24 protein-coding genes and 1 tRNA gene are annotated in these 23,227 nt (G+C 65.3%); 17 read left to right on the top strand and 8 right to left on the bottom strand.

All coding sequences use genetic code 11. From position 1 onward, the window contains the following. Positions 1 to 2: 2 nt before the first annotated feature. Positions 3 to 87: transfer RNA gene (locus tag SALA_RS03940), tRNA-Leu, on the bottom strand. A 118-nt stretch (positions 88 to 205) separates the two neighbouring features. Here SALA_RS03940 and SALA_RS03935 point away from each other — a divergent pair. Beyond that, positions 206 to 1,303 carry an AI-2E family transporter gene (locus tag SALA_RS03935; RefSeq protein ID WP_011541093.1) on the top strand — a complete coding sequence of 366 codons (1,098 nt, stop codon included), beginning with the start codon at positions 206 to 208 and terminating at the stop codon, positions 1,301 to 1,303. 127 nt (positions 1,304 to 1,430) lie between these two features. On the opposite strand, the gene SALA_RS03930 is transcribed toward SALA_RS03935, so the two are convergent. Then, positions 1,431 to 2,885: a coniferyl aldehyde dehydrogenase gene (locus tag SALA_RS03930; RefSeq protein ID WP_011541092.1), complete on the bottom strand. Its 1,455-nt coding sequence runs from the start codon at positions 2,883 to 2,885 to the stop codon at positions 1,431 to 1,433. Between the two features lie 156 nt (positions 2,886 to 3,041). Here SALA_RS03930 and SALA_RS03925 point away from each other — a divergent pair, with 156 nt between their 5' ends. Further along, positions 3,042 to 4,229, top strand: a complete 1,188-nt coding sequence (locus SALA_RS03925; protein WP_011541091.1) for an acetyl-CoA C-acyltransferase — start codon at positions 3,042 to 3,044, stop codon at positions 4,227 to 4,229. Between the two features lie 217 nt (positions 4,230 to 4,446). Next, the gene (locus SALA_RS03920) at positions 4,447 to 4,914 is read left to right on the top strand and encodes a hypothetical protein (RefSeq protein ID WP_011541090.1); all 468 of its coding nucleotides are present in this window, start codon (positions 4,447 to 4,449) and stop codon (positions 4,912 to 4,914) included. Between the two features lie 231 nt (positions 4,915 to 5,145). Here the strand turns inward: SALA_RS03920 and SALA_RS03915 are convergent, their stop codons facing one another. After that, on the bottom strand, positions 5,146 to 5,604 hold the full coding sequence (locus SALA_RS03915) for an SH3 domain-containing protein (RefSeq protein ID WP_041383076.1): 459 nt from the start codon (positions 5,602 to 5,604) through the stop codon (positions 5,146 to 5,148). 126 nt (positions 5,605 to 5,730) lie between these two features. Between SALA_RS03915 and SALA_RS03910 the strand changes: the two genes are divergently transcribed. Beyond that, a complete protein-coding gene (locus tag SALA_RS03910; RefSeq protein WP_011541088.1) occupies positions 5,731 to 6,729 on the top strand; it encodes a 2-hydroxyacid dehydrogenase in 999 nt (332 codons plus the stop codon). Between the two features lie 39 nt (positions 6,730 to 6,768). Here SALA_RS03910 and SALA_RS03905 read toward each other — a convergent pair whose 3' ends face one another. From SALA_RS03905 to SALA_RS03890, 4 genes are all read right to left on the bottom strand, one after another. Then, a complete protein-coding gene (locus SALA_RS03905) occupies positions 6,769 to 7,092 on the bottom strand; it encodes a hypothetical protein (RefSeq protein ID WP_011541087.1) in 324 nt (107 codons plus the stop codon). Between the two features lie 41 nt (positions 7,093 to 7,133). Continuing rightward, positions 7,134 to 8,537, bottom strand: a complete 1,404-nt coding sequence (locus tag SALA_RS03900) for an NAD(P)H-dependent flavin oxidoreductase (protein ID WP_011541086.1) — start codon at positions 8,535 to 8,537, stop codon at positions 7,134 to 7,136. 84 nt (positions 8,538 to 8,621) lie between these two features. Beyond that, entirely contained in the window at positions 8,622 to 9,794 is a 1,173-nt protein-coding gene (locus SALA_RS03895) for a glycosyltransferase family 4 protein (RefSeq protein WP_011541085.1), read from the bottom strand. Continuing rightward, complete coding sequence (locus SALA_RS03890) at positions 9,791 to 10,714, bottom strand: alpha/beta fold hydrolase (RefSeq protein WP_011541084.1); 924 nt, start codon at positions 10,712 to 10,714, stop codon at positions 9,791 to 9,793. The genes SALA_RS03895 and SALA_RS03890 overlap by 4 nt, the downstream gene beginning before the upstream one ends. 126 nt (positions 10,715 to 10,840) lie before the next feature. Here SALA_RS03890 and astD point away from each other — a divergent pair, with 126 nt between their 5' ends. From astD to SALA_RS03855, 7 genes are all read left to right on the top strand, one after another. After that, entirely contained in the window at positions 10,841 to 12,286 is a 1,446-nt protein-coding gene (gene astD, locus SALA_RS03885; protein WP_011541083.1) for a succinylglutamate-semialdehyde dehydrogenase, read from the top strand. A 122-nt stretch (positions 12,287 to 12,408) separates the two neighbouring features. Continuing rightward, positions 12,409 to 13,197 carry a uroporphyrinogen-III C-methyltransferase gene (gene cobA / locus SALA_RS03880; RefSeq protein WP_041383654.1) on the top strand — a complete coding sequence of 263 codons (789 nt, stop codon included), beginning with the start codon at positions 12,409 to 12,411 and terminating at the stop codon, positions 13,195 to 13,197. Next, a complete protein-coding gene (locus SALA_RS03875; RefSeq protein WP_011541081.1) occupies positions 13,194 to 13,490 on the top strand; it encodes a DUF2849 domain-containing protein in 297 nt (98 codons plus the stop codon). The genes cobA and SALA_RS03875 overlap by 4 nt, the downstream gene beginning before the upstream one ends. Before the next feature lies 1 nt (position 13,491). Then, positions 13,492 to 15,123, top strand: coding sequence for a nitrite/sulfite reductase (locus SALA_RS03870; RefSeq protein ID WP_011541080.1), 1,632 nt, complete (start codon positions 13,492 to 13,494; stop codon positions 15,121 to 15,123). Beyond that, a complete protein-coding gene (locus tag SALA_RS03865; RefSeq protein WP_011541079.1) occupies positions 15,116 to 15,562 on the top strand; it encodes a DUF934 domain-containing protein in 447 nt (148 codons plus the stop codon). Before SALA_RS03870 ends, SALA_RS03865 begins: the two co-directional genes overlap by 8 nt. A gap of 64 nt (positions 15,563 to 15,626) precedes the next feature. After that, entirely contained in the window at positions 15,627 to 16,433 is an 807-nt protein-coding gene (locus SALA_RS03860; protein ID WP_011541078.1) for a phosphoadenylyl-sulfate reductase, read from the top strand. Positions 16,434 to 16,491: 58 nt separating this feature from the next. Further along, on the top strand, positions 16,492 to 16,782 hold the full coding sequence (locus SALA_RS03855; RefSeq protein WP_041383075.1) for a GIY-YIG nuclease family protein: 291 nt from the start codon (positions 16,492 to 16,494) through the stop codon (positions 16,780 to 16,782). A 94-nt stretch (positions 16,783 to 16,876) separates the two neighbouring features. Here SALA_RS03855 and SALA_RS03850 read toward each other — a convergent pair whose 3' ends face one another. Next, positions 16,877 to 18,388 carry a replicative DNA helicase gene (locus SALA_RS03850; protein WP_011541076.1) on the bottom strand — a complete coding sequence of 504 codons (1,512 nt, stop codon included), beginning with the start codon at positions 18,386 to 18,388 and terminating at the stop codon, positions 16,877 to 16,879. A 250-nt stretch (positions 18,389 to 18,638) separates the two neighbouring features. Here SALA_RS03850 and SALA_RS03845 point away from each other — a divergent pair, with 250 nt between their 5' ends. The 6 genes from SALA_RS03845 (at position 18,639) to SALA_RS03820 (ending at position 23,121) form a co-directional block, all read left to right on the top strand. Beyond that, complete coding sequence (locus SALA_RS03845; RefSeq protein ID WP_011541075.1) at positions 18,639 to 19,136, top strand: UPF0262 family protein; 498 nt, start codon at positions 18,639 to 18,641, stop codon at positions 19,134 to 19,136. A gap of 2 nt (positions 19,137 to 19,138) precedes the next feature. Next, positions 19,139 to 19,894, top strand: coding sequence for a glycoside hydrolase family 25 protein (locus tag SALA_RS03840; RefSeq protein ID WP_011541074.1), 756 nt, complete (start codon positions 19,139 to 19,141; stop codon positions 19,892 to 19,894). Then, a complete protein-coding gene (locus SALA_RS03835) occupies positions 19,891 to 20,346 on the top strand; it encodes a cytidine deaminase (protein WP_011541073.1) in 456 nt (151 codons plus the stop codon). Before SALA_RS03840 ends, SALA_RS03835 begins: the two co-directional genes overlap by 4 nt. Before the next feature lie 39 nt (positions 20,347 to 20,385). Continuing rightward, positions 20,386 to 20,940 (top strand): dCTP deaminase, encoded by a 555-nt coding sequence (dcd, locus tag SALA_RS03830; RefSeq protein WP_011541072.1) that lies wholly within the window; start codon positions 20,386 to 20,388, stop codon positions 20,938 to 20,940. A 200-nt stretch (positions 20,941 to 21,140) separates the two neighbouring features. Continuing rightward, entirely contained in the window at positions 21,141 to 22,313 is a 1,173-nt protein-coding gene (locus SALA_RS03825) for a saccharopine dehydrogenase family protein (protein WP_011541071.1), read from the top strand. 7 nt (positions 22,314 to 22,320) lie between these two features. Next, positions 22,321 to 23,121: an acyl-CoA thioesterase gene (locus tag SALA_RS03820; RefSeq protein ID WP_011541070.1), complete on the top strand. Its 801-nt coding sequence runs from the start codon at positions 22,321 to 22,323 to the stop codon at positions 23,119 to 23,121. The last annotated feature ends 106 nt before the right edge of the window (positions 23,122 to 23,227 follow it).

The raw sequence follows: 23,227 nt of genomic DNA, 5'->3' as shown, positions 1-23,227 counted from the left end.
GGTGGTGCCCCTGGCCGGACTCGAACCAGCACTCCTTGCGGAACTCGATTTTGAGTCGAGCGCGTCTACCAATTTCACCACAGGGGCCCGTGGACAGCATTGGCGCGGACGGTGATTCCCGCGCTTTCGACGCTGCGGGCCGCCGTTGCCACAGAAAGATGCTTTTCGTCTAGTGGATAAGCGGCTTCGTGCATAAGAGAGGCGCATGACCGATAAGATCAAGGCGTCCCTCGCCCCGTCCGCCGCCGCGCGCGCCAAGGCGTCGCCCGCGCCCGCTGTCAGCGCTGGCCGCGTCGCGATGGCGGCGGTGATCGTGATCGCCATCGCAGGGGTGGCGTGGCTCGCGGTCAGCCTGACGCGCTTTTTCATGCTGGTGTTCGCCGCGGTCGTGCTCGGTGCGGTATTCGATGCGATCGCGAGCTGGCTCGTGCGCCGCGCGCGCGTCGGGCGCGGCATCGCCCTCGCGCTGTCGGTCGCGGGCATCGTCGCCGTCTTTGCCGGCGCCTTCATCCTCTTCGGATCGCAGCTCGCGCGCGAGATCGACACAATCCGCGAGCAGGTGCCGCAAGCGCTGCGCGGGGTCGAGGCCTTCCTCGACCGCTATGGCCTCGGCGCGCGCGTGCGCGAACTCGCCGAAGTGGGGAGCGAGGATATTTCGCAGCTCGTCTCGCAAGCCGGGGGCTATGCGCTCGCCGCGGGCAGCGGCATCGCCGATTTCGTGCTCGTCCTCGTCGCGGGGATTTTCCTCGCCAGCGATCCCGCGACCTATCGCCGCGGCCTGCTGTTGCTGGTGCCCGCGCGGGCCGAAGCGACCGCCGCGCTGGCGCTCGATGATGCCGCGCGCGGGTTGAAGGGCTGGATGATCGGACAGGCGGTATCCTCGCTCGTCGTCGCGGCTTTGACATGGGCCGGGCTTGCGCTGCTCGGTGTGCCCGCGGCGGGTGGGCTCGGCCTGATCGCCGGCCTGCTCGACGTCATCCCGATGATCGGGCCGATCATCGCTGGCATTCCCGCCGTGCTGCTCGCCTTCACCGTGTCGCCGATGACCGCGCTGTGGACGCTGATCCTGTTCCTCGTCATCCAGCAGCTCCAGGGCAATTTCCTGCAACCGATGATCCAGAAACAGGCGGTCGACGTGCCGCCCGCCGTGTTGTTGTTTGCGGTCGTCGCGGCGGGCCTGCTGTTCGGCTTCCTCGGCGTGCTGCTTGCCGCGCCGCTGACGGTGGTGGTCTTTGTGCTGGTGCAGCGGGTCTATGTGAAGACCTTGCTGGGCAAGGACATCAAGATCGCGGGAGCGGATTGAGGCCAACTGCCTGATACTGCGTCATTGCGAGCGAAGCGAAGCAATCTCCGGATAACGTGCCAGCGCATCCCGATGGCTGGCGATTGCCGCGTCGCTTCGCTCCTCGCAATGACGAGACGGAGGCCCTCTACTTCTTCAATTCCTTTGCCAGCGTCTTTGCCGTTGCCTTGCCATAGGGCGGCTTGAACCCCGCAAGGCCCGCGACGTCGAGCTTCGGCTGGCGATAGACGGCACGCGCGTGGCTGAAGGTGCGAAAACCGTCGATCCCGTGGTAATTGCCCATGCCCGACGGACCGATGCCGCCAAAGGGCAGATCCTCCATCGCGTTGTGGAACAGCACGTCATTGACCGTCACCCCGCCCGAGATGGTGCGGGTGAGCACGCGCTCCTCCTCGCTCTTGTCCTGCCCGAAATAATAGAGGCCCAAGGGACGGTCGTGCGCATTCACATAGTCGATGGCCTCGTCGATATTCCGGTAGGTCTTGACCGGCAGGATGGGACCGAAGATTTCCTCCTGCATCACCTTCATCTCGTCGGTGGGGCCACGCACGATATGAAGCGGCATCTTGTGGCCATTGGCGCTCGCGAAATCCTCTTGCCCCGGATTGACCTCGATCACCTCGGCGCCCTTGTCGCGCGCGTCGGCGAGATAGGATTGCAGGCGGTCGTAATTGCGGGTGTTCACCACCGACGTATAATCGTCGTTCGACAACAAGGTCGGATAGAGCGCGGCGGCGCCCCTGGCCACGCTGTCGATCACCTCGCCCTCCTGATCCTCGGCGACGAGCAGATAGTCGGGGGCAAGGCATATCTGCCCCGCGTTCATCATCTTGCCGAGCGCGACGCGCTGGCCGACCAGCTCCTTGTTCGCGCTGCGCCCGATGAAGGTCGGCGACTTGCCGCCGAGTTCGAGCGTCACGGGGACAAGATTATCGGCCGCGGCGCGCATGATGTGGCGCCCCACGCTCGTCGCGCCGGTGAAGATCATATGGTCGAAGGCGAGCCTGGAAAAGGCGATCCCCACCTCGGCATCGCCGGTGAACACCGCCATCTCGCTCTCGTCGAAATAGTCGGGGACGAGCCGCGCCATCAGCGCCGAAACATTTTCGGTGAACTCCGACGGCTTGATCATCGCGCGGTTGCCCGCCGCGAGGATGCCCGCCATCGGCACGAACACCATGCCGACGGGGAAGTTCCACGGCGCGACGACCCCGACGACGCCTTTCGGCTGATAGACGACCTCGGCCTTCGCGCCGAGCAGGCCGAGCGGGAACATGGGCTTGCGCTTTTCGCCCTTCGCCCAGCTTGCCATGTGTTTTCTCGCATGTTTGAGCGCGCTGACCGAGGGCATGATGTCGGTCATCAGCGTCTGCTCGCGGCTGCGGTGGCCGAAATCCTCGCTCACCGCCCTCGCAAAATCCTCGGCATGATCGACCAGCAAAGCGATCGCACGGTCGATACGGTCGGTGCGAACCGCAAGGCTTTCGGGCATCGCCGCGGTAAAGCTCGCCTTCTGAGCCGCGAGAACCGCCTGCATCCGCGCCGTTTCGCCCGCGATATCCTGCCTGACTGCGGTAGCCATGACCCGTCTCCCCATTGATTTCGGCATGTTTGACCATGGCGCGCGGCGGGTTGCAAGATGAAACGCGCTTCCCATCTTGGCGCTGCCCCTTTCGCAATTGCAGCAAAGCCGCTAATCGGGCCTCCGACATTGCTTTCCCTTACGGAGTCTTTTGCCATGACCGCCACCGATCCCGTCGTTTTCCTCTCCTATGCGCGCACCCCGATGGGCAGCATGCAAGGCAGCCTGTCGGATGCGAGCGCGACCGACCTCGGCGCGACCGCGGTGAAGGCGGCGGTCGAGCGCGCAGGCGTCAGCGGCGACGACATCGAGCGCATCTATATGGGCTGCGTCCTCCCCGCCGGGCTGGGTCAGGCGCCCGCGCGCCAGGCCGCGATCAAGGCAGGCCTGCCCAAATCGGTGCAGGCGACGACCGTGAACAAGGTCTGCGGTTCGGGGATGCAAACGGTCATCATGGGCGCCGAAGCGCTCGCCGCGGGCAGCGTCGAGTTGATCGTCGCGGGTGGCATGGAGTCGATGACCAATGCACCCTATCTGCTCAAGAAGCATCGCTCGGGCGCGCGCATCGGCCACGATACGGCCTATGACCATATGTTCCTCGACGGGCTGGAGGACGCCTATGACGCGGGCCGCGCAATGGGCACCTTTGCGCAGGACACCGCCGACGCCTATCAGCTCAGCCGCCAGGCGATGGACGATTACACGCTGACGTCGCTGAGCCGCGCCAAGGCCGCGATCGCCGAAGGCGCCTTCGTCGCCGAAATCGCCCCGGTGACGATTTCGGGCCGCAGGGGCGACGTCGTCGTCGACACCGACGAAGCGCCGGGCAAGGCGATGCCCGACAAGATCCCGACGCTCAAGCCCGCCTTTGCCAAGGACGGTACGATCACCGCGGCGACCAGTTCGTCGATTTCGGACGGCGCCGCCGCGGTCGTGCTGACGCGCCAGTCGGTCGCCGACGCCAAGGGCGCAAAGCCCGTCGCGCGGCTCGTCGCGCACGCCGCGCACGCCCAGGAGCCCAAGGATTTCACCGTCGCCCCCGTCGGTGCGATCAACAAGCTGCTCGCCAGGACTGGCTGGTCGATCGGCGACGTCGACCTGTTCGAGGTCAATGAAGCGTTCGCGTGTGTGGCGATGTTCGCGATGCACGACCTGGGCATTCCGCACGACAAGATCAACGTCCACGGCGGCGCGACCGCGCTCGGTCATCCGATCGGCGCCAGCGGCACGCGCATCATCACCACGCTGATCGCGGCGCTGCAACGCCACGGCAAAAAACGCGGCATCGCCAGCCTGTGCATCGGCGGCGGCGAAGCGACCGCGGTGGCGATCGAGCTGGTGTAAATTGGCCCGTGCCCCTGCAAAGGCAGGGGCGCGGCTGTGGTCAGCGGCGACAGTCGGGCGCGGTGCTTCCCATCCCTATTCCCGCGACACTTTGCGACACTAATGTCCTGAAGATAAACGGCGCATTCCGCGTCCGTTCAAATCGAATCACCTATTCCTCCATCCGTCGTCGGGCAGATCCTGTCTCCCCCCTGACGGATTTGAAAGGAATGGCACCATGAAGAAGATGCAATATCTCGCCGCCGGCCTGATCGCCGCGATGATCGTTCCGGCCGCAGCGCAGGCGCAGACCCGCGAAATCCGCGAAGACCGCCGCGAAGTGCGCGAGGAGCGGCGCGAATATCGTGATGCGCTGCGCTATGGCGACCGCGGCGACATCCGCGAGGAACGGCGCGAATATAATGACGCGCGCCGCGACCTGCGCGACAGCCAGCGCGACTGGCGCCGCGACAAACGCTACCAGCATTACCGCGCGCCTTTCCGCTATCAGTCGTTCCGCATCGGCACGACGCTGCGCCCCGCCTATTATGCGCCCGCCTATCGCCCCGCGTGGGACAGCCGCTGGGGCGTGCCACGCGCGGGCCGCAACCTGGTCTATGTGCGCCACTATAATGACCTGTTGCTGGTCAATGTGCGCAGCGGCAAGGTGATCCGCCTCTATCGCAACCATTTCCGCTGGCGTTGAGTCCCTGCGGATGACGAAGAGGGCCGGGCGGGCGACCGTCCGGCATTCTTTTTTGTCGGCGGGTTTGATGACTGCTTTGGATTGGATTCCCAACCTTTCCCTGTTCGTCATCCCGGCGAAGGCCGGGATCTCGCCGGTGCGGCAAACCGAAAGGGTGAGATCCCGGCCTTCGCCGGGATGACGATGGAATAAAGGTCCGCAATCGGTCGAAACCCCCACACCCCGCTGCCGTCAATCACCCCAGATATGATCGGTCTGGATCCAGCCCTTGCGCCCCTTGACGTCGAAGCGGCACCAGCCGTTCTGGCAATCGGTTATCCGACCGACGACGCCGGGTGCGGCACGATAGGCGACCGCCGCGGTCGTACTCGGTTCCTCACGCATCGGGCGGATCGCGCCGGTGACGATCGCGGTACGCGTGCGGCTCAGAAGCCGCGCCGCCATCCAGCCGCGCGCGCCGTCGGGATCCTCGACGCGGCGCCAGTTTTCGTGACGCGCGATCACTTTCACCGGCAAATCCTTGCGGCGATACTCCCATAGCACGGGCACGTCGATTGACGGTCCCTTGCGCATCCGCGCCTCGTCGACGCTGATCGAGGCCCAATAGGGTAATTCGGGGTCTGATTGCGCCGATGCCGGTGCCGCGGCGGCAAGGCAGAACAAGATCAGGGCGAGTTTTCGGCTGGTCATCGCCTTCCCTTGTCAAAGTCGCAGCGCATTATCAACCGGCCGCATGGGACACAAAGCCGGTCGTCCACAGGCTTGACCCCGCCTGCCCCCTTGACCCCTCCACGCTGGCGCGCTCTATCGGCGGCCATGCCCGATTCTTCCCGCCCGAAACGCCCGCGCGTCATCGTCACCCGCCAGTTGATGCCGCATGTCGAGGCGCGCATGGCCGAATTGTTCGATGTCGCACTGTCGGCGCACGACCATGCCTTTACAAAGGACGAGCTGAAGGCCGCGGTCGCCGATTGCGACGTGCTCGTGCCGACGGTGACCGACACGATCGACGCCGAAGTGATCGGGGCGGCGGGCGACCGGCTGAAGCTGATCGCCAATTTCGGCGCCGGGGTCGACCATATCGACCTCGCCGCAGCGCGCGCGAAGGGCATCATGGTGTCGAATACGCCCGGCGTCTTTACCGAGGACACCGCCGACATGACGATGGCGCTGATCCTCAGCGTTCCGCGCCGCCTGGCCGAGGGCGAAAAGCTGATGCGGTCGGGCAAGTGGGCCGGCTGGGCGCCGAGCGCGATGCTGGGTCACCGCGTCGGCGGCAAATTGCTCGGGATCATCGGCATGGGACGCATCGGCCTGGCGGTCGCGCGGCGCGCGCGCGCGTTCGGCCTGTCGATCCATTATCACAACCGTCGGCGCCTGCCTGAGGCGATCGAGGAAGAGCTGGGCGCGAGCTATCATGCCAGCGTCGATACGCTGCTGCGCATCAGCGACGTGGTGACGATCCACTGTCCGCACACCGCCGAAACGCACGAGATGGTCAACGCCGCGCGCATCGGCGCGATGAAACCGACCGCCTACCTCATCAACACCGCGCGTGGCGAGATCGTCGATGAAAAGGCGCTGATCGCGGCGCTCCAGACCGGGCGCATCGCCGGGGCCGGGCTCGACGTCTATACCCACGAACCCGCGGTCGATCCCGCGCTGCTCGCGCTCCAGAATGTCGTGCTGCTCCCGCATCTGGGTTCAGCGACGATCGAGGGGCGCGAAGCGTCGGGCGAAAAGGTGATCGCCAATATCCGCGCCTGGTGCGACGGGCACCGGCCGCCCGATCAGGTGCTGGAGGGGTGGGCCTAAGCCCACCATCCAGTCCCAATTCGCTTTCCCGTTTGGGACTTAGCGCTGACTACATTTGAGGTCGATCACCCGCATCGCCAAGTCGCTTGGACTTCCGCCTTCGCGTTCGATTTCTTCATCGATACAGCGTTGTCGCGGCGTGCGCCGGTCGGCATCCCGATCTTTACGCATCCGTTGCAAGAGAGCCATGATTTCGCGTCGCTCGACGTCGCTCAGATCGCTTGGCTTCTTTGCACCGCTGCGAAGCTGCTCATAGTTTCGCCACGCCCGCTCGGCGGGCGTTTCCGCACGCGCGCCATCCGAGCCGAACGGGCCGATCGCCAACACCGCAGCGACCGCCGCCATTCGCCAGATGCGCTTCATGTCACCATGTTCCGTCCGCTCGTGGAAAGGGAAGACGCTCGTCAGTCCCCCGTCAGAATCCGGTCAACCAGCTGCTTCACCGTTGGTGTGAAGTTGTTCGAATAAAAGGGATCGGTCTTGAAATTGAACGCGGCGTGGCCAGCGAACATCAGATTCTGTTCGACGTCGCCGCCGTGCGCGATGTCCTGCAGCGTTTTCTGGATGCAGAAGCTGCGCGGATCGGCGAGGTAGCCGGTCGTGTAATCGTCATGGTCCTTCCACGCCGAAAAGCCACAGTGCGACAGGCAGCCCATGCAGTCGGCCTGGTCCTTGCGGATCGTCGCCTTGTCGGCCTCGGTCACGAACACCACCGTATTGTCGGGGGTTTTCAGCGCCTCGGTATAACCTTCGGCATACCAGTCGCGCGCGCGGTCGCGGTCATGCGGCGTCACCCAGAAATTCTTGCCCTTTACGCCCACGTCGAGCTGCACGACATGGTCGCCCGCTTCCTGCTTCGAATAGGGAATCTGGCGTTCCGAGCGCGCTTCGAGGTCGCGCAGGAAGGGATTGCGCACCGCGCTCGAATAGAATCCGGTGGGCGAGAAGCGGTGGAGGAGCACGTCGCCCTCGTCGAGGGTGCGAAGGCGGTCCTTCCACGCCTGCGGGATCGGGCTTTCCTCGGTCAGCAGCGGCCGCGTGCCGTACTGGAACGCGATCTGGCCGAGTTCGGGGTTGTCGATCCAGTCGTCCCAGTCGCGCAGATACCAGACGCCGCCCGCCATCACGATCGGCACATCGTCCGAAATCCCCTCGGCGCGCATCGTGTCGCGCAGCGCCTTGACGCGCGGATAGGGCGCCTCGGGCTTCAGCGGGTCTTCGGCGTTCGACAGGCCGTTGTGCCCGCCCGCGAGCCACGGGTCTTCATAGACCACCGCCGCCATCAGGTCGGCGACCTTGTGATAGGCGCGCTTCCACAGCGCCCGAAAGGCGCGCGCCGACGAGATGATCGGCAGATAATGAACATTGTGCCGCGCCGCGATCTCGCTGAGCTTATAGGGCATCCCCGCGCCGCAGGTGACGCCGGTGACGAGGCCCCTGGCGCGTTCGAGCACGCCTTCGAGCACCTGCTGCGCTCCGCCCATTTCCCACAGCACGTTGATGTTGATCGCGCCCTTGCCGCCCGCGATGTCGTGCGCGCGCCTGACCTGCTCGACCGCGCCGTCGATGGCGTAGGCGATCAGCTCTTCGTGCCGCTCCTTGCGGGTGAGCGCGCGATAGATTTGCGGTATGATCTTGCCTTCGGCGTCATAGCTGTCGGCGTTGACCGCCGAAACGGTGCCGATGCCGCCCGCCGCGGCCCAGGCGCCACTCGACCTGTGGTTCGTCGCCGACACGCCCTTGCCGCCTTCGACCAGCGGCCACACTTCACGCCCGCCGTAAAGGATGGGCTTCAAACCTTTGAACACGCTAAACCTTCTCTCTCTCCGCCGGTGCGCGAGCGCGCGCCGACCCCCTTTGCCCTTTCCGTAAGCGGATATCGGGCTCCTTTGTCAATCGACGCCGATCCGGCGCCCGCTGAACAGGCCATAGCCTTCGAGTGCGCGAGCATAGAGCTTTTCATAGGCGGCGGCCATCGTTGATTCGTCGAAGTATTCGGTCGCGACGCGCCGGTTTTCCTCTCCGACCGCCCTGCGCAACGCGCTGTCACCCACCATGCGGGCAAGCGCGGCGCGAAAGCCCGCCTCGTCATCGGTGATGAAACGGCGGTTCATATCGGAGACCATCGCGGTGACGTCGCCGACCGCCGGGCTGACCACCGGCAGCGCCGCCGCCATCGCCTCGATCACTGCAATCGGCGCCTGTTCGCTGAGCGACGACAGCGCGAGCAGGTCGAAATGGCCGATCCAGCGCGCAGGTTCAGGCATGAAGCCGGGCATCACGAGCCGCTCCGCCAGGCCGCACGTCGCCGCCGCCGCCCTGATCGCGTCGCGTTCGGGGCCTTCGCCAACGATGACCAGCCGGACATTCGGTGGCAGGGTGGCGACCGCGCGGACCAGCCGCGGCAGATCCTTGACCTTGCGCAGCCCGGCGATGGTCCCGATCACCACATCGCCCGGACGGCGTTCCAGCCCCGGAATCGCGACAGAAGGCGGAGCCTCGTAGGATGCCGTATCGATGCCGTTGCGGATCACCACCGTCCGTTCGCGGGCGCCCCATTCGTCGGCCGCGATGCGCTCCAGCAGGGCGGAGGGTACCGCGAGCGCCTCTACGGTCGGCAGCGCAAGGCGGCGAAAGAGGTTCCGCTTCCAATCGCGCCGGATGCTTTCATCCTCGTTGAAGCCGTCCTCGTGATGGATCAGCGGCGGCAGGCGCATGAACGGCGCCCACAAACGATGGGCCATTACTCCGTCCATCGCCCCCCAATTATAGGTGAGCACAAGGTCGAAGCGGCCCATGTAATGCGCAAGCCTGCCGTATCGGATCAGCCCCGGCTTTCCGTGAAGCGGCGGCGCGTCGGCGGGAAAGTCCACGTCAATGCCGGAATCGATGGCGTCACGCGCGCCGAGCGCGCCCGGAACAGCGGACAATATCGTGTGCGCCGCACGCGCGCGCATCAGGTTCATCAGGCGGACCGCGCGCGCCTCCTTGCCGCCGAGCGCGAAGCTCGAATGAAGGTGCAGGATATGAACCGGCCGCAATCTTTCGGGTGGGTCGGCGTTCACGCGCGCGGCAACTCCGCCATCCATGCGTCGATCGCGGTGCGGGCTTCGGGCTCGTCCAGCGTCGGTGCGTGGCCGACGCCCGGCACCTCGACGAAGCGCGCGCCGGGCAGTTCGGCAGCCATTTTTTCCGCCGCACTGCGCGCCAGTATGTCCGACAGCGCACCGCGCAGGATCAGCAGCGGCACCGCGCCGAGCGCGCGATAGGCGGGCCACAGGTCGAGGCCCGCGTCGCCGCCGTTCGGCACCCGCAGCGGCGCCGCGATCTGCTTGTCATAATCGGTAACGATCCGCCCTTCGGGGGTCAGCTTGTGCGTGCGCTTGGTGAGCCGCAGCCAGTCGTGAATGCCATAGTTCGGATAGATGGCGCCGTTGAGTTCGGCAAAGGCGCGCGCCGCGTGCATCCATGTCGGCTGACTGCCGCCCGCGCCGATATAATCGCGGATGCGATCCAGCCCCGCGGTCTGCAATTCGGGTCCGACATCGTTGAGCACCGCGCCGACGATCCGCCCCGGCAGGCTCGCCGCCATCAGCATCGACACCAGTCCGCCGAGCGAGGTGCCGATCGTCGCAAAGCGCGCAATGCCCAAATCGTCCAGCAGCGCCACGACATCCTGCACATAGGTGAGCGGCACATAGGTCATCGGATCCCTGGCATAGGCGCTCTCGCCGCGACCGCGAAACTCGATCACGATAACCTGGCGCCGCTGCGCGAGATGCGGGGCCAAATCCTCGAAATCGCGCGCGTTGCGCGCCAGTCCTGGCATACACAGGATCGGCGGGGAGCTTTCACTTGCATCAACCGCGGGATAGACGCGCGCGTGCAGCCGGACGCCGTCCTGCGACCACCAATAATGATCGGCCCATTCGCGGCGGATGTCGTCTCTGGCCAGAATCGATTGTCCCCTTGGTTTCGCAGGCACCCGCTCATGCAATGCGGGAGTCGCGCCCGTCTATCGCCAACCCGGCGCATCGGCGCAAGCCATCCGTCGCGAAGACGCCCGTGGCGGTTGCCGCCGCACGTTTTCGCCGATAAGAGCGGGACGACCATGAGCGAAGAGTTGCTTTCCTTTGAGCCTGCCACCGGCGAACAGCTTTGGCGCGGGAAGGTGAGCGACGTCGACGCCGAGGTTGAGATTGCCCGCCGCGCGTGGCCCGAATGGGCGGCAAAGCCCGTCACCTTCCGCACCGAAACGCTCCGCCGCTTTGCCGACCGGGTGAAGGCGGAGAGCGAAGCGTTCGCCGACCTGATCGCACGCGAAACGGGCAAGCCGCTATGGGAAGCGCGCACCGAGGTCGAATCGGTCGCAAACAAGGTCGATATTTCGGTCAAGGCCTATGCCGAACGCACCCCCAACCGCCGCATCGAAGGCGCGATGGGGCTGCGGAGCGCGGTGCGCCACAAACCACACGGCGCGCTGGCGGTGCTCGGTCCCTATAATTTCCCCGCGCATCTGCCGAACGGCCATATCGTCCCCGCGCTGATCGCGGGCAATTCGGTCGTTTTCAAACCATCCGAAAAAACCCCGGCGGTCGGGGCGAAGCTCGTCGAGCTGCTCCACAGCGCGGGAGTGCCGCAAGAGGTGCTGCGCCTCGTCGTCGGCGGCCCCGACACGGGCAAGGCGCTCGCCGCGCATCCGGGCATCGACGGACTGCTCTTCACCGGATCGGCGCGCACGGGGCTTGCGCTCAACCGCCAGTTCGCGGGACAGCCGGGCAAGATGCTCGCTCTCGAGATGGGGGGCAACAATCCGATCGTCGCATGGGACACCGCCGACATCCGCACCGCCGCGATCCTCATCGTCCAGTCGGCCTTTCTCAGCGCCGGGCAACGATGCAGCAACGCCCGGCGGCTGATCGTCAAGGACAGCCTCGCCGACGCATTGATCGCCGAAGTGCGCGAGCTTGCCAACCGGCTGATCGTCGATCATCCGCACGCCGACCCCGCGCCCTATATGGGACCGGTGATCGACAATGAGGCGGCGGACGGCCTCACCGAAAGCTTCCTCGTCCTCATGTCGAACGGCGGCCAGGTGATCCGTCACATGACGCGCCCCGTTGCCGGCCGCCCCTTCCTGACCCCCGGCATCATCGATGTGACGACAATGGCGGAACGCCCCGATGTCGAGCTGTTCGGCCCGCTGCTCCAGGTCATCCGCGTCGAGACGTTCGAGGCCGCGATCGCCGAGGCGAACAACACCGCCTTTGGCCTGTCGGCGGCGCTGATCGGCGGCACGCCGCAACTATATGATCAATTCTGGGCCAATGCGCGCGCGGGCGTGATCAACTGGAACCGTCCGACCAACGGCGCCTCGTCGGCGGCGCCTTTCGGCGGCGTCGGCCTGTCCGGCAATCATCGCCCCAGCGCCTTCTACGCCGCCGATTATTGCGCCTATCCCGTCGCGAGCGCCGAAAGCGACGCGCTGCGTGCCTCGATCGGCGTGGGCCTGCGCGATCCCGAAGGGTCGCAATTGGTGACGAAGAAGTATCTCTAAGACCACGTCATTGCGAGCGTAGCGAAGCAATGACGGGGGAAACATGGCGGGGCAATTTTACCTTCATCACCGTCAATAAAGCCTGCTTTGCGCTTTCGGGACGCGCAAACCATGTTCGCAGCATGGAACAGACGACTCTCTCTGCGGGCAAGCTGTGGCTCGTCGGCGCCGGTCCCGGCGATCCTGACCTGCTGACGCTGCGCGCCGCGCGGCTGCTCGAAAGCGCCGACCTTGTGGTCCACGACGGGCTGGTCGGCGAAGGCGTGCTTGCCTTGATTCCGGCAGATGTGACGCGGATTTCGGTCGCCAAGCAGCGCAGCCGTCACACGATGAAGCAGGAATCGATCAACGAGTTGCTCGTCCGCGAAACGCTTGCCGGAAAGCAGGTCGTGCGCCTGAAGGGCGGCGATCCCTTCATCTTTGGCCGCGGCGGCGAGGAACTCGATGCCGCGCGCGAGGCGGGCATCGCGGTCGAGGTCGTCCCCGGCATCACCGCCGCCGCAGGCTGCGCGGCGCAGGCCGGCCTCCCCCTCACCCACCGCGAAGATGCCAGCGCGGTCAGCTTCGTCGCGGGTCAGTGCAAGGATCTGACCGATCAGGACTGGTCGGGGTTGGCCGGGCATGGCCGTACCCTCGTCATCTACATGGGCCTCGCGACCGCATCCGCCATTGCCGACAAGCTGATTGCCGACGGCGTTTCGCCGGGCCTGCCGGTCGCGGTGGTCGAGCGCGGCACCACTGCCGACGCGCGCGTGCTGCGCACATTGCTCACCGACCTCGGCGACCTCATCGCGCGCGAACGGGTGCAAAGCCCGGCGCTGATCATCGTCGGCAAGGTCGCGGCGCGCGCCGATGCGCTCGACTGCCTCGGCGCGCCTGGCGTCGCCGCTCAAATAAGGGATTTCACATGAAATTGCTCACCGGCAACGACCTGAAAAGCGGCGCCGTCATCTGGTGGACCGGCCACGACTGGTCGATCCATGTCGAGGATGCCGCCGACGTCGGCGAGCATGGCGAGGCGATCCTCGCCGTCGAGGAGGCCGCGCGCCGCGTCAACGCGCCCTATATCATCGCGGGCGAGATGACCCCCGACGGTCCGCGCCCCGCGCATATCAAGGACCGCATCCGCGCGTTGGGGCCGACCGTGCGCCCCGACCTGACATTGAAACCCGCCGATCCGACGGCCGGCGACTGGGTGATCTGACATGTATAAATATGACGAATATGATCAGGCGATGGTCGAGGCGCGCGTCGCCGAGTTCAGCGACCAGGTGCGCCGCCGCCTCGCGGGCGAAATCACCGAGGACCAGTTCAAGCCGCTGCGGCTGATGAACGGCCTCTATCTCCAGCTCCACGCCTATATGCTGCGCGTCGCGGTGCCCTACGGGACGCTCGACAGCCGGCAGATGCGGATGCTCGCGCACATCGCGCGCACATATGACCGCGATTACGGCCATTTCACCACGCGCCAGAATATCCAGTACAACTGGATCAAGCTGGAGGATGCCCCCGCGATCCTCGCCGATCTGGCGTCGGTCGAAATGCACGCGATCCAGACAAGCGGCAATTGCATCCGCAACATCAGCTCGGACCAGTGGGCCGGGGCCGCCGCTGACGAGATCACCGATCCGCGTCCATGGGCCGAATTGCTGCGCCAATGGTCGAGCTTTCATCCGGAATTCAGCTATCTGCCGCGCAAGTTCAAGATCGCCGTGATCGCCGCCGACGAAGACCGCGCCGCGATGCGCCTCCACGACATCGGCATCCAGATCGTCGAACGCGATGGCGTTCACGGCGCCGCCTTCTACGTCGGCGGCGGCATGGGCCGCACGCCGATGATTGCGCCGCTGATCAAGGATTTTGTGCCGCTCGACGATCTGCTCAGCTACGCCGAGGCGTGCCTGCGCGTGTACAACCGCTATGGCCGCCGCGACAATATCTACAAGGCGCGGATCAAGATCCTGATCCACGAACTGGGCGCCGACGAATATCGCCGCCAGGTCGAGGAAGAGTTCGCGCATGTGAAATCGCTCGGCATCGACCCGCCAAAGGCCGAGTTCGACCGCATCGCCGCGCAGTTCGCGCCGCCACCGCTCGACGCATCGGCGCCCGACGCGATCGACCGCAGCGATCCCGATTTCGCGGTCTGGGTCGACCAGAATGTGGCGGCGCACAAGGTGCCCGGCCATGCGATCGTCAACATCAGCCTGAAGCCCGTCGGCGGCATCCCCGGTGACGCCAGTTCGGCGCAGATCGACCTGATGGCCGATCTGGCCGAACGCTATAGCCAGGACGAGTTGCGCGTCACCCACGCGCAGAACATCGTGCTTCCGCACGTCCGCAAGGCCGACCTTTACGCCATCTGGCAAAAGCTCGACGAAGCGGGGCTTGCGACACCCAACCTCGACCTCATCAGCGACATCATCGCCTGCCCCGGCCTCGATTATTGCAGCCTTGCCAATGCGCGCTCGATCCCGGTCGCGCAGAAGATCGCGATGCGCTTTGCCGATCTTGGCCGTCAGAAGGAACTGGGCGAATTGAAGCTCAAGATTTCGGGCTGCATCAATGCCTGCGGCCACCATCACGCCGGCCACATCGGCATCCTCGGCGTCGATCGCAAGGGCACCGAAAACTACCAGCTGCTGCTTGGCGGATCGGGCGCAGAGGATGTGTCGCTCGCCACGATCACCGGCCCCGGTTTCGACGAGGACGGCATCGTCGATGCGATCGAGCGCGTCACCGACAAATATCTCGCGACAAGGACCGAGGGCGAACGTTTCGTCGACACCTTCCGCCGCGTCGGCATGGCCCCGTTCAAGGAGGCGATCTATGGTTGAACGCTCCGATAATCAGTCCCTTCCGCAAGCGGAAGGGTGGCACAGCGACGGCGAGGAACCCTGCGTCACGCTCGACGCCTTCCTCGCGCAGTCGAATGCCACCGCAGTGCGGCTTGAGAGCGACGAGGATGCCCGCGCGCTGATCCCCTATCTCGACCGATTGAAGCTGATCGAGATCGCCTTTCCCGCCTTTCGTGACGGCCGCGGCTATTCGTCGGCGCGCATCCTGCGCGAGGCGGGCTATGTCGGCGAACTGCGCGCACAGGGCGACGTGCTCGTCGACCAGATCGCCTTTATGAAGCGCTGCGGCTTCGACAGTTTCGCGCCCGAAAAACCGCTCAATCCCGCCGATGTCGAGGCGGCGCTGACGCGCTGGCCCCAACATTATCAGACCGCCGCCGACGGCGCGGTGCCGATATGGAAATTAAGGCATGGCTAAACCTGATCCTAAAATCCCGTTCGTGTCGAGCGAAGTCGAGACACCGAGAGGGCATGCACCCACGATGGGCATCTCGACTTCGCTCGATGCGAACGGAATTGGGAATGATCGTCGGCGCGACCGCATCGACGTCGCGCCGCGCTTCACCCAGGCGGACGTCATCCGCCTCAACAACCTTTTCCGCGGCCAGGACGCCGCCGAGGTCGTCGCGAGTGTGATCGGCGCCGGTTTGCTCGGCGAGACGGCGATCGTGTCGAGCTTCGGCGCCGAAAGCGCGGTGCTGCTCCATCTTGTCAGCCGCGTTGCGCCCGACATGCCGGTGCTTTTCCTCGATACCGGCAAGCATTTCCCCGAAACGCTCGCCTATCGCGACGAACTGGCGGCGCAGCTGGGGCTCAATATCGTCAATCTGACGCCCGATCCCGACGAACTGGCAAAAAAGGACGCCACCGAGCTTCGCTGGTCGTACGATCCCGACGGCTGCTGCGAAATCCGCAAGGTAAAGCCGCTCGAAAAGGCGCTGACCGATTTCGACACGTCGATCACCGGCCGCAAGGGCTTTCAGTCGGCGACGCGGCAGGGCTTGCCGCGCTTCGAACTCGACGGAACCACCGGCCGCCTGAAGTTCAATCCACTCGCCAACTGGACGCGCGAGATGCTCGACGCCTATTTCGCCGAGCACGACCTGCCGCGCCATCCGCTGGAAGCGCAAGGCTATCCCTCGATCGGCTGTTCGCCCTGCACGTCGAAGGTGAAGCCGGGCGAAGACCCGCGCTCGGGCCGCTGGCGCGGCTGGGACAAGACCGAATGCGGCATCCACGAAGCGGTGACGCCGCTGGGCGACGATCCGGCGAACGACCCGGCGTTTTGAGTAAACGTCATCCCAGCGAAAGCTGGGATCGCTGGCCATCTTGCGCTACGCTGTCAGCATGGGCCGGGGCGGATATGTCTATATTATGACCAACAAACGTGGCGGCGTACTCTACATTGGAGTCACCGCCGACATTGCGGCACGCATTTTTCAGCACAAAACGGGACGAGGATCAGCTTTCTGCCGAAAATGCGGGCTAACGATGCTCGTACTCGCCGAGGAATATCCAACGATCGAAGAGGCGATCGCGCGTGAAAAAGCAATGAAAGCCTGGAAGCGGCAGTGGAAGATCGAACTGATCGAAGCAAGCAATCCCAATTGGGATGATCTGGCACCCAATATTCTTTGAAGTCGCCCCGGCGAACGCCGGGCCCGCCATCATTCATTTTATCCCGCGAGCGATCCCAGCTTTCGCTGGGATGACGATTTAACGCAGACGTCACTCACTCATAATCCTCATACGCCATGCTGTCGTCGGCGAGGTCGCTGAACTTCGTCGTCTTCGCCTCGAAGTGCAGGCGGATCTTGCCGGTCGAACCGTGACGCGATTTGGCGACGATGACTTCGGCGAGGCCGAAGACGCGCTCCATTTCGGCCGCCCATTCCTCGTGCGCCGCGTGTATCTTCACATCGTCGCCCTCGACCGGGCGCTTGGGTTCGCGCGCCGCGACATAATAATCCTCGCGGAACACAAAGAGCACCATGTCGGCATCCTGCTCGATCGACCCCGATTCACGCAGGTCGGAGAGTTGCGGGCGCTTGTCCTCGCGGCTTTCGACCTGGCGGCTCAGCTGCGACAGCGCCATCACCGGGACATTGAGTTCCTTCGCCAACGTCTTCAAACCGCGGGATATTTCTGATATTTCCTGCACGCGGTTGTCGCCGCTGCGCGACGATCCCTGCAACAGCTGAAGATAATCGACGATGATGAAGCCGATGCCGTGGCGCCGCTGGAGCCGCCGCGCGCGCGTGCGCAGCCCCGCGATCGTCAGGCCGGGCGTGTCGTCGATATACAGCGGCAGCGTCTGGAGCGTCTGTGCGGCGCGCGACAGCTGCTGGAACTGTTCCTTGCTGATCTTGCCCATGCGCAGCGCCTCGCCCGACACCCCCGACTGTTCGGCGAGCACGCGCGTTGCCAGCTGGTCGGCGGACATTTCGAGGCTGAAGAAAGCGACCTTGGCGCCCATATTCTTTTCGGGCGGAATGCCGTCTTCCTCGTCGCGGCGCCAGCGTTCGGCGGCATTATAGGCGATGTTGGTCGCGAGCGACGTCTTGCCCATGCCGGGCCGCCCCGCGAGGATCATCAGGTCGGAATTGTGCATCCCGCCGATCTTGGCGTTCATGCTCGCGATGCCGGTGGTGATGCCCGACAGATGGCCACCCGAATTGAGCGCGCGCTCGGCCGCCTGCAGCGCGGTGAGGCTCGCCTGGCTGAAGCTTTTGACCGACCCCATTTCGGCCTCGCCGCCCGCGACGCGATAAAGCGCCGTCTCGGCCTCCTCGATCTGCGCCTGCGGATCGACACGCTCGCTGGTGTCGAGCGCATTCTCGACGAGCGTCCGCCCGACCCCCGCGAGTTCGCGAAGCAGCGCGAGGTCGTAAATCTGCTTGGCGAAATCGCGCGCGCCGATCAGCCCCGCGCCGCTGCCCGTCAGCTGCGCCAGATAGCCGACGCCGCCAACCGCCTTCATCGCCTCGTCGGCCTCGAAATAGGGCTTGAGCGTCACCGGCGTTGCAATGCTGTTGCGTTCGATCAGCGCCATCGTCTGCTGAAAGATGCGGCCGTGCAGTGGTTCGAAGAAATGGTCGGGGGTGAGCTGGACGGGCAGATCCTCGACGACTCGATTGTCGATCAGGATCGCGCCCAGAAACGCGGCCTCGGCCTCGATATTGCGTGGTAATTGGCGCTCATCCCCGGCGGTTGCCGGGGTCGGAATAAGGGCGAGTTCGGGCATGGCGTCATCATGCGCTGATCACCCGTTGCGCGCAACCGGATTGGCGATTCCGATCCATCCCGGCCGGGGGTGCTTCTGGGGATAATTTCGCTGCAATTATCGCTTGCCTCCTTTGATCGTCATCCCGGCGAAGGCCGGGATCTCGACCTATCTGCAGAACGCACCGGCGAGATCCCGGCCTTCGCCGGGATGATGATGATGTTGCCGCCCCCTTGCCCTTCGCCACAGCCCAAGTAGAAGCACGGTCAGCATGTCCGACGCCGATCCTTCCCTGCAGCGCATCATTTCGGTCGAGCTCGACGAAGGCTCAATCGTCTGGCGCAACCCCGATGTCGAGCAGGAGCGGCGCGTCGCGATCTTCGACCTGATCGAAGAAAACAGGTTCGTGCCGCAGCGCGGTCACCCCGACGGCTATGCCGGACCCTATCGCCTGAAGCTGCGAGTCGAGGACGGGCGGTTGATCTTTGAAATCGCGCGCGAAGACGGATCGCCGCTGGAGGCGGTCATCCTCGGCCTCGGCCGCTTCCGCCGCCCGATCCGCGATTATTTCGCGATTTGCGACAGCTATTATCAGGCGATCAAGACCTCGACCGCGCAGCAGATCGAGACGGTCGATATGGCGCGCCGCGCGCTGCACAATGAGGCGGCGGAGATGTTGATGGACCGGCTCGACGGCAAGATCGCGGTCGATTTCGATACCGCGCGACGGTTGTTCACGCTGATCTGTGTGCTCCACATCAAGGGCTGACGATGAAGCTGCGGGCCATCGGGGGCGAGCAGAAAGCGGGGCGCAGCAACGGCTGGCGCGGCGCGGCTGCGCGCTTCCTCCGCCGTATCGGCGCCGCGGCGGTGCTCCTCCTCCTCGCGACGGGCCTCGCACTCTGGTGGGCGGCGCGCTGGACGCCCGATCGCGCCATCTATCCCGTGCAGGGCGTCACGATCGACGCCGACAACGGCGAGGTCCATTGGGGATCGATCAAGGCCGCGGGCGCCGATTTCGCCTATATCGCCGCGACCGATGGCACCGCAGGCGTCGACGCGCGGTTCGCGCGCAACCTGTCGCGCGCGCGCGATGCGGGGGTGCAGGCAGGCCCGATACACCGCTACAGCCTCTGCCACCTCGCGACCGACCAGGCCGCCAATTTCATCCGCCACGTCCCGCGCCGCGCCGACATGCTGCCGGCCGTGGTCTGGCTCGATTATGACGACCGCTGCCCCGACCGGCCGACGCGCGCGCTGCTCTTGTCCGAACTCGCGACCTTCCTCGCGCAGATCGAGACGCATATGGGCAAGCAGAGCCTGATCGCGCCGGGGCCGGCGTTCGAGGCCGATTACCGCGTGACACGCGGCATCGCGCGCACGACCTGGCTGCGGCGCGATTTCTTCGAGCCCGATTATGGCGCGCATCCCTGGACGATGTGGCAGGCGAATGATTATGTCCGCCTGTCGGGCGCCGACGGCACCGTCGGCTGGAACGTGCTGCGCGCAGGTGGAGAGATGCGATGACCGACACGACGACCCGCAACGCGCTGATCGCCGCCGCGCGCGATGCCGCGAGCCGCGCCTACGCGCCCTATTCGGGCTTTCATGTCGGCGCCGCGCTGCTGCTCAAAAATGGCGATGTCGTGACCGGCGCCAATGTCGAAAATGCGAGCTATGGGCTGACGCTCTGCGCCGAAACCGCCGCGGTGGCGAAGATCGCGAACGAAGGCTGGATCGGTGAACTGGCCGAAGTCGCGATTGTCGGCGGCCGTCCCGACGGCGAGGCGCTGACCGGCAGCGATCCCGTCCATCCCTGCGGGCGCTGCCGCCAGATATTGAACGAGGCCGCCGAACGATCGCAGACCGACATCCTGGTCCATTGCGCCTCGGGCGACGACAGCGCGGTCGCAACGTACAAGCTCAGCGAGCTGCTTCCCGCAGCGTTCGGGCCGAAGGATCTGGGGCTGATCGACTGACCGCTTGCGCAACACCTCCCATCCCGACAAGAGACACGCATGGCCATTCTTTCCGATCGCTGGATTCGCGAAGCCGCCCGGACGCAGGGCATGATCGAACCCTTTGTCGAGGCGCAGCGGCGCGATGGCTGCATCAGCTATGGCCTCTCCTCCTACGGCTATGACGCGCGCGTCGCGCCCGAGTTCAAGATTTTCACCAATGTCGACAGCACCATCGTCGATCCCAAGGATTTCGATCCCAAGAATTTCGTCGACCGCGAAACCGACGTCTGCATCATCCCGCCGAACAGCTTCGCCCTCGCGCGCACCGTCGAGTATTTCCGCATCCCGCGCGATGTGCTCGTCATCTGCCTTGGCAAATCGACCTATGCGCGTTGCGGTATCATCGTGAACGTCACCCCGCTGGAACCGGGGTGGGAGGGGCATGTGACGCTGGAGTTTTCGAACACCACCCCCCTGCCCGCCAGGATTTACGCCAATGAAGGCGCCTGCCAGTTCCTCTTCCTTCAGGGCAATGAACCGTGCGAGACGAGCTACGCCGACCGCGCGGGCAAATATATGGGGCAGAAGGGCGTGACGCTGCCGAAGCTGTAGGGCGATTGCACCGCGAAAGATCGCCGTCTTGGGGTGGTGAGCTGCCCTTGGCCTGTGCGTCATGCTGAACTTGTTTCAGCATGACGATGAGCGAAATGTCGCCTTTCGGTTGCCGATTCCGTCATGGCCCCCGCCCCCCTTGGCACCGCCCTCCATCTGCGCTAGCCTCCACTTGACGTTTACGTAAAGGGAGAGGCTCGATGGCCAGCGCACGCGATCTCGACATCATCGTTTATGGCGCCACCGGATTCACCGGCCGCCTCGTCGCCGAATATCTCGCGCACCACTACAAGGACCGCAAGGATGCGCCCAAATGGGCGATGGCGGGGCGCAGCCTTGTCAAACTCGCCGAGGTGCGCGACCTGGTCGGCGCGCCCGCCGACACGCCGCTGATCGTCGCCGACGCCAGCGATCGCGCGAGCCTCGACGCGATGGCGGCGCGGACGCAGGTGGTGCTGACCACCGTCGGTCCCTATCAGCTATACGGCAGCGATCTCGTCGCCGCGTGCGTCCGCGCGGGCACCGCCTATGCCGACCTGTGCGGCGAGCCCGGCTGGATGCGCGAGATGATCGACGCGCACGAAGATGCGGCAAAGGCATCGGGCGCGCGGATCACCTTCAGCTGCGGATTCGACTCGATCCCCTTCGACCTCGGCGTATTGTTCCTTCAGGAGGAGGCGGTGCGCCGCCACGGCAAGCCCGCGCCACGGGTCAAGGGCCGCGTGCGCAAGATGGCGGGCGGCGCGTCGGGCGGCACGATCGCCAGCCTGACCGAGACGTTGAAAGCCGTCGCGAAAAAGCCGTCGCTCGCGCTGCTGCTCAAATCCTCCTTTGCACTCACGCCCGGCTTCGAGGGTCCGGCGCAGCCAAGCGGGCTGATCCCCGAATATGACGGGGCGACGGGCACCTGGACCGCGCCCTTCGTCATGGCGCCGATCAACACCAAAAATGTCCACCGCACCAATTATCTGCTCGGCCACAAATGGGGCGCCGACCTCGTCTATGACGAGATGGTGATGACGACGATCGGCGACGCGGGCAAGGCGATGGCCGAAGCGATGGCCAAGGCCAATCCGTTCGGCGATTCCAAGCTCCGGCCCGGCGAAGGCCCGAGCAAGGAGGAGCGCGAAAACGGCTTTTACGACATCCTGTTCATCGGCGAATATCCCGACGGCACGACGCTGCGCGCCAGCGTGCAGGGCGACCGCGACCCCGGCTATGGCTCGACATCGAAGATGCTTGCCGAAACGGGCATGGCATTGCTTGAGAACAAGGGCGCGGGCGGCGTATGGACGCCGGGCGCGCTGCTTGGCCAGGCGCTGATCGACCGGCTGACTGCCAACGCCGGACTGACCTTTCAGATCGAGGAATGACAACAGAATGACGACCTCTCCCGGCGCGCTCGACGCGCTGCTCGCGACGCTGCGCACCGAAGAGGGCGTGGCCAAGGCGCATATCGACGAAGGCTGGATGCAGGGCCGTACCGCCTATGGCGGGATCAGCTCGGCGGTCGCGCTCGCGGGCGCGATGGCGCTCCACCCGACCGAGGCACCGCTGCGCTATGCGCAGATCAGCTTCGTCGGTCCCGTCGGCGGCGATTGTACGGTCGAGACGCGCGTGCTGCGTCAGTCGAAATCGTCGCTGTTCATCGACGCCGGTGTGTCGAGCGACATGGGGTTCGGCACCGCGGCAGTCTTCGCCTTCTCCCCCGACCGGCCGAGCCATGTCGACCATGACCGGCTGACGATGCCGGACGCCCCCGCCCCCGAAACGCTGGCGCCGGTGCCCGAACATCATGCGCGCCCTGCCTTCACCCGCCATTTCGACATGCGCCCGACGACGGGGCCGCGCTTTGGGTGGAAAAGCGATGTGGGCGAATATCTGACCTGGGTGCGCTTCGCCCAGGAACCGCAATGCCACCCCACGGTCGCGCTGCTCGCCATGGGCGACGCACTGCCCCCCGCGGCGATGGCGCTGTTCAGCCAGTTCGGGCCGATCAGCTCGATGAACTGGACGGTCAACATGCTGACTGCCGCGCCCGCTACCGATGACGGCTGGTGGCTGCTCTCGGCGAAGACCGGCTATGCGCGCCACGGCCTGTCGGTGCAGGACATGATGCTGTGGAACCGCGCGGGCCAGCCGATCCTCAGCGGCAGCCAGGCGATCGCGATCTACGTCTGATTGGGGACGATTGGGGACGTCCGGCTTTGCGACGCCATTTGCATCGAGTGGGAAGGTTCAAAGGCGGTCAAAGTGGTTCTCTTCCCTTCAGGGGCGCGGGCTATGG

This window comes from Sphingopyxis alaskensis RB2256 (assembly GCF_000013985.1).
In the GTDB taxonomy this organism is placed as follows: domain Bacteria; phylum Pseudomonadota; class Alphaproteobacteria; order Sphingomonadales; family Sphingomonadaceae; genus Sphingopyxis; species Sphingopyxis alaskensis.
This window is presented reverse-complemented; position numbering and strand designations above follow the sequence as displayed.

Coding starts and splice junctions, on each gene's coding strand:
- SALA_RS03935 (WP_011541093.1), top strand. CDS start 206: ATGACCGATAAGATCAAGGCGTCCCTCGCCCCGTCCGCCGCCGCGCGC.
- SALA_RS03930 (WP_011541092.1), bottom strand. CDS start 2,885: ATGGCTACCGCAGTCAGGCAGGATATCGCGGGCGAAACGGCGCGGATG.
- SALA_RS03925 (WP_011541091.1), top strand. CDS start 3,042: ATGACCGCCACCGATCCCGTCGTTTTCCTCTCCTATGCGCGCACCCCG.
- SALA_RS03920 (WP_011541090.1), top strand. CDS start 4,447: ATGAAGAAGATGCAATATCTCGCCGCCGGCCTGATCGCCGCGATGATC.
- SALA_RS03915 (WP_041383076.1), bottom strand. CDS start 5,604: ATGACCAGCCGAAAACTCGCCCTGATCTTGTTCTGCCTTGCCGCCGCG.
- SALA_RS03910 (WP_011541088.1), top strand. CDS start 5,731: ATGCCCGATTCTTCCCGCCCGAAACGCCCGCGCGTCATCGTCACCCGC.
- SALA_RS03905 (WP_011541087.1), bottom strand. CDS start 7,092: ATGAAGCGCATCTGGCGAATGGCGGCGGTCGCTGCGGTGTTGGCGATC.
- astD (WP_011541083.1), top strand. CDS start 10,841: ATGAGCGAAGAGTTGCTTTCCTTTGAGCCTGCCACCGGCGAACAGCTT.
- cobA (WP_041383654.1), top strand. CDS start 12,409: ATGGAACAGACGACTCTCTCTGCGGGCAAGCTGTGGCTCGTCGGCGCC.
- SALA_RS03875 (WP_011541081.1), top strand. CDS start 13,194: ATGAAATTGCTCACCGGCAACGACCTGAAAAGCGGCGCCGTCATCTGG.
- SALA_RS03870 (WP_011541080.1), top strand. CDS start 13,492: ATGTATAAATATGACGAATATGATCAGGCGATGGTCGAGGCGCGCGTC.
- SALA_RS03865 (WP_011541079.1), top strand. CDS start 15,116: ATGGTTGAACGCTCCGATAATCAGTCCCTTCCGCAAGCGGAAGGGTGG.
- SALA_RS03860 (WP_011541078.1), top strand. CDS start 15,627: ATGGGCATCTCGACTTCGCTCGATGCGAACGGAATTGGGAATGATCGT.
- SALA_RS03855 (WP_041383075.1), top strand. CDS start 16,492: ATGGGCCGGGGCGGATATGTCTATATTATGACCAACAAACGTGGCGGC.
- SALA_RS03850 (WP_011541076.1), bottom strand. CDS start 18,388: ATGCCCGAACTCGCCCTTATTCCGACCCCGGCAACCGCCGGGGATGAG.
- SALA_RS03845 (WP_011541075.1), top strand. CDS start 18,639: ATGTCCGACGCCGATCCTTCCCTGCAGCGCATCATTTCGGTCGAGCTC.
- SALA_RS03840 (WP_011541074.1), top strand. CDS start 19,139: ATGAAGCTGCGGGCCATCGGGGGCGAGCAGAAAGCGGGGCGCAGCAAC.
- SALA_RS03835 (WP_011541073.1), top strand. CDS start 19,891: ATGACCGACACGACGACCCGCAACGCGCTGATCGCCGCCGCGCGCGAT.
- dcd (WP_011541072.1), top strand. CDS start 20,386: ATGGCCATTCTTTCCGATCGCTGGATTCGCGAAGCCGCCCGGACGCAG.
- SALA_RS03825 (WP_011541071.1), top strand. CDS start 21,141: ATGGCCAGCGCACGCGATCTCGACATCATCGTTTATGGCGCCACCGGA.
- SALA_RS03820 (WP_011541070.1), top strand. CDS start 22,321: ATGACGACCTCTCCCGGCGCGCTCGACGCGCTGCTCGCGACGCTGCGC.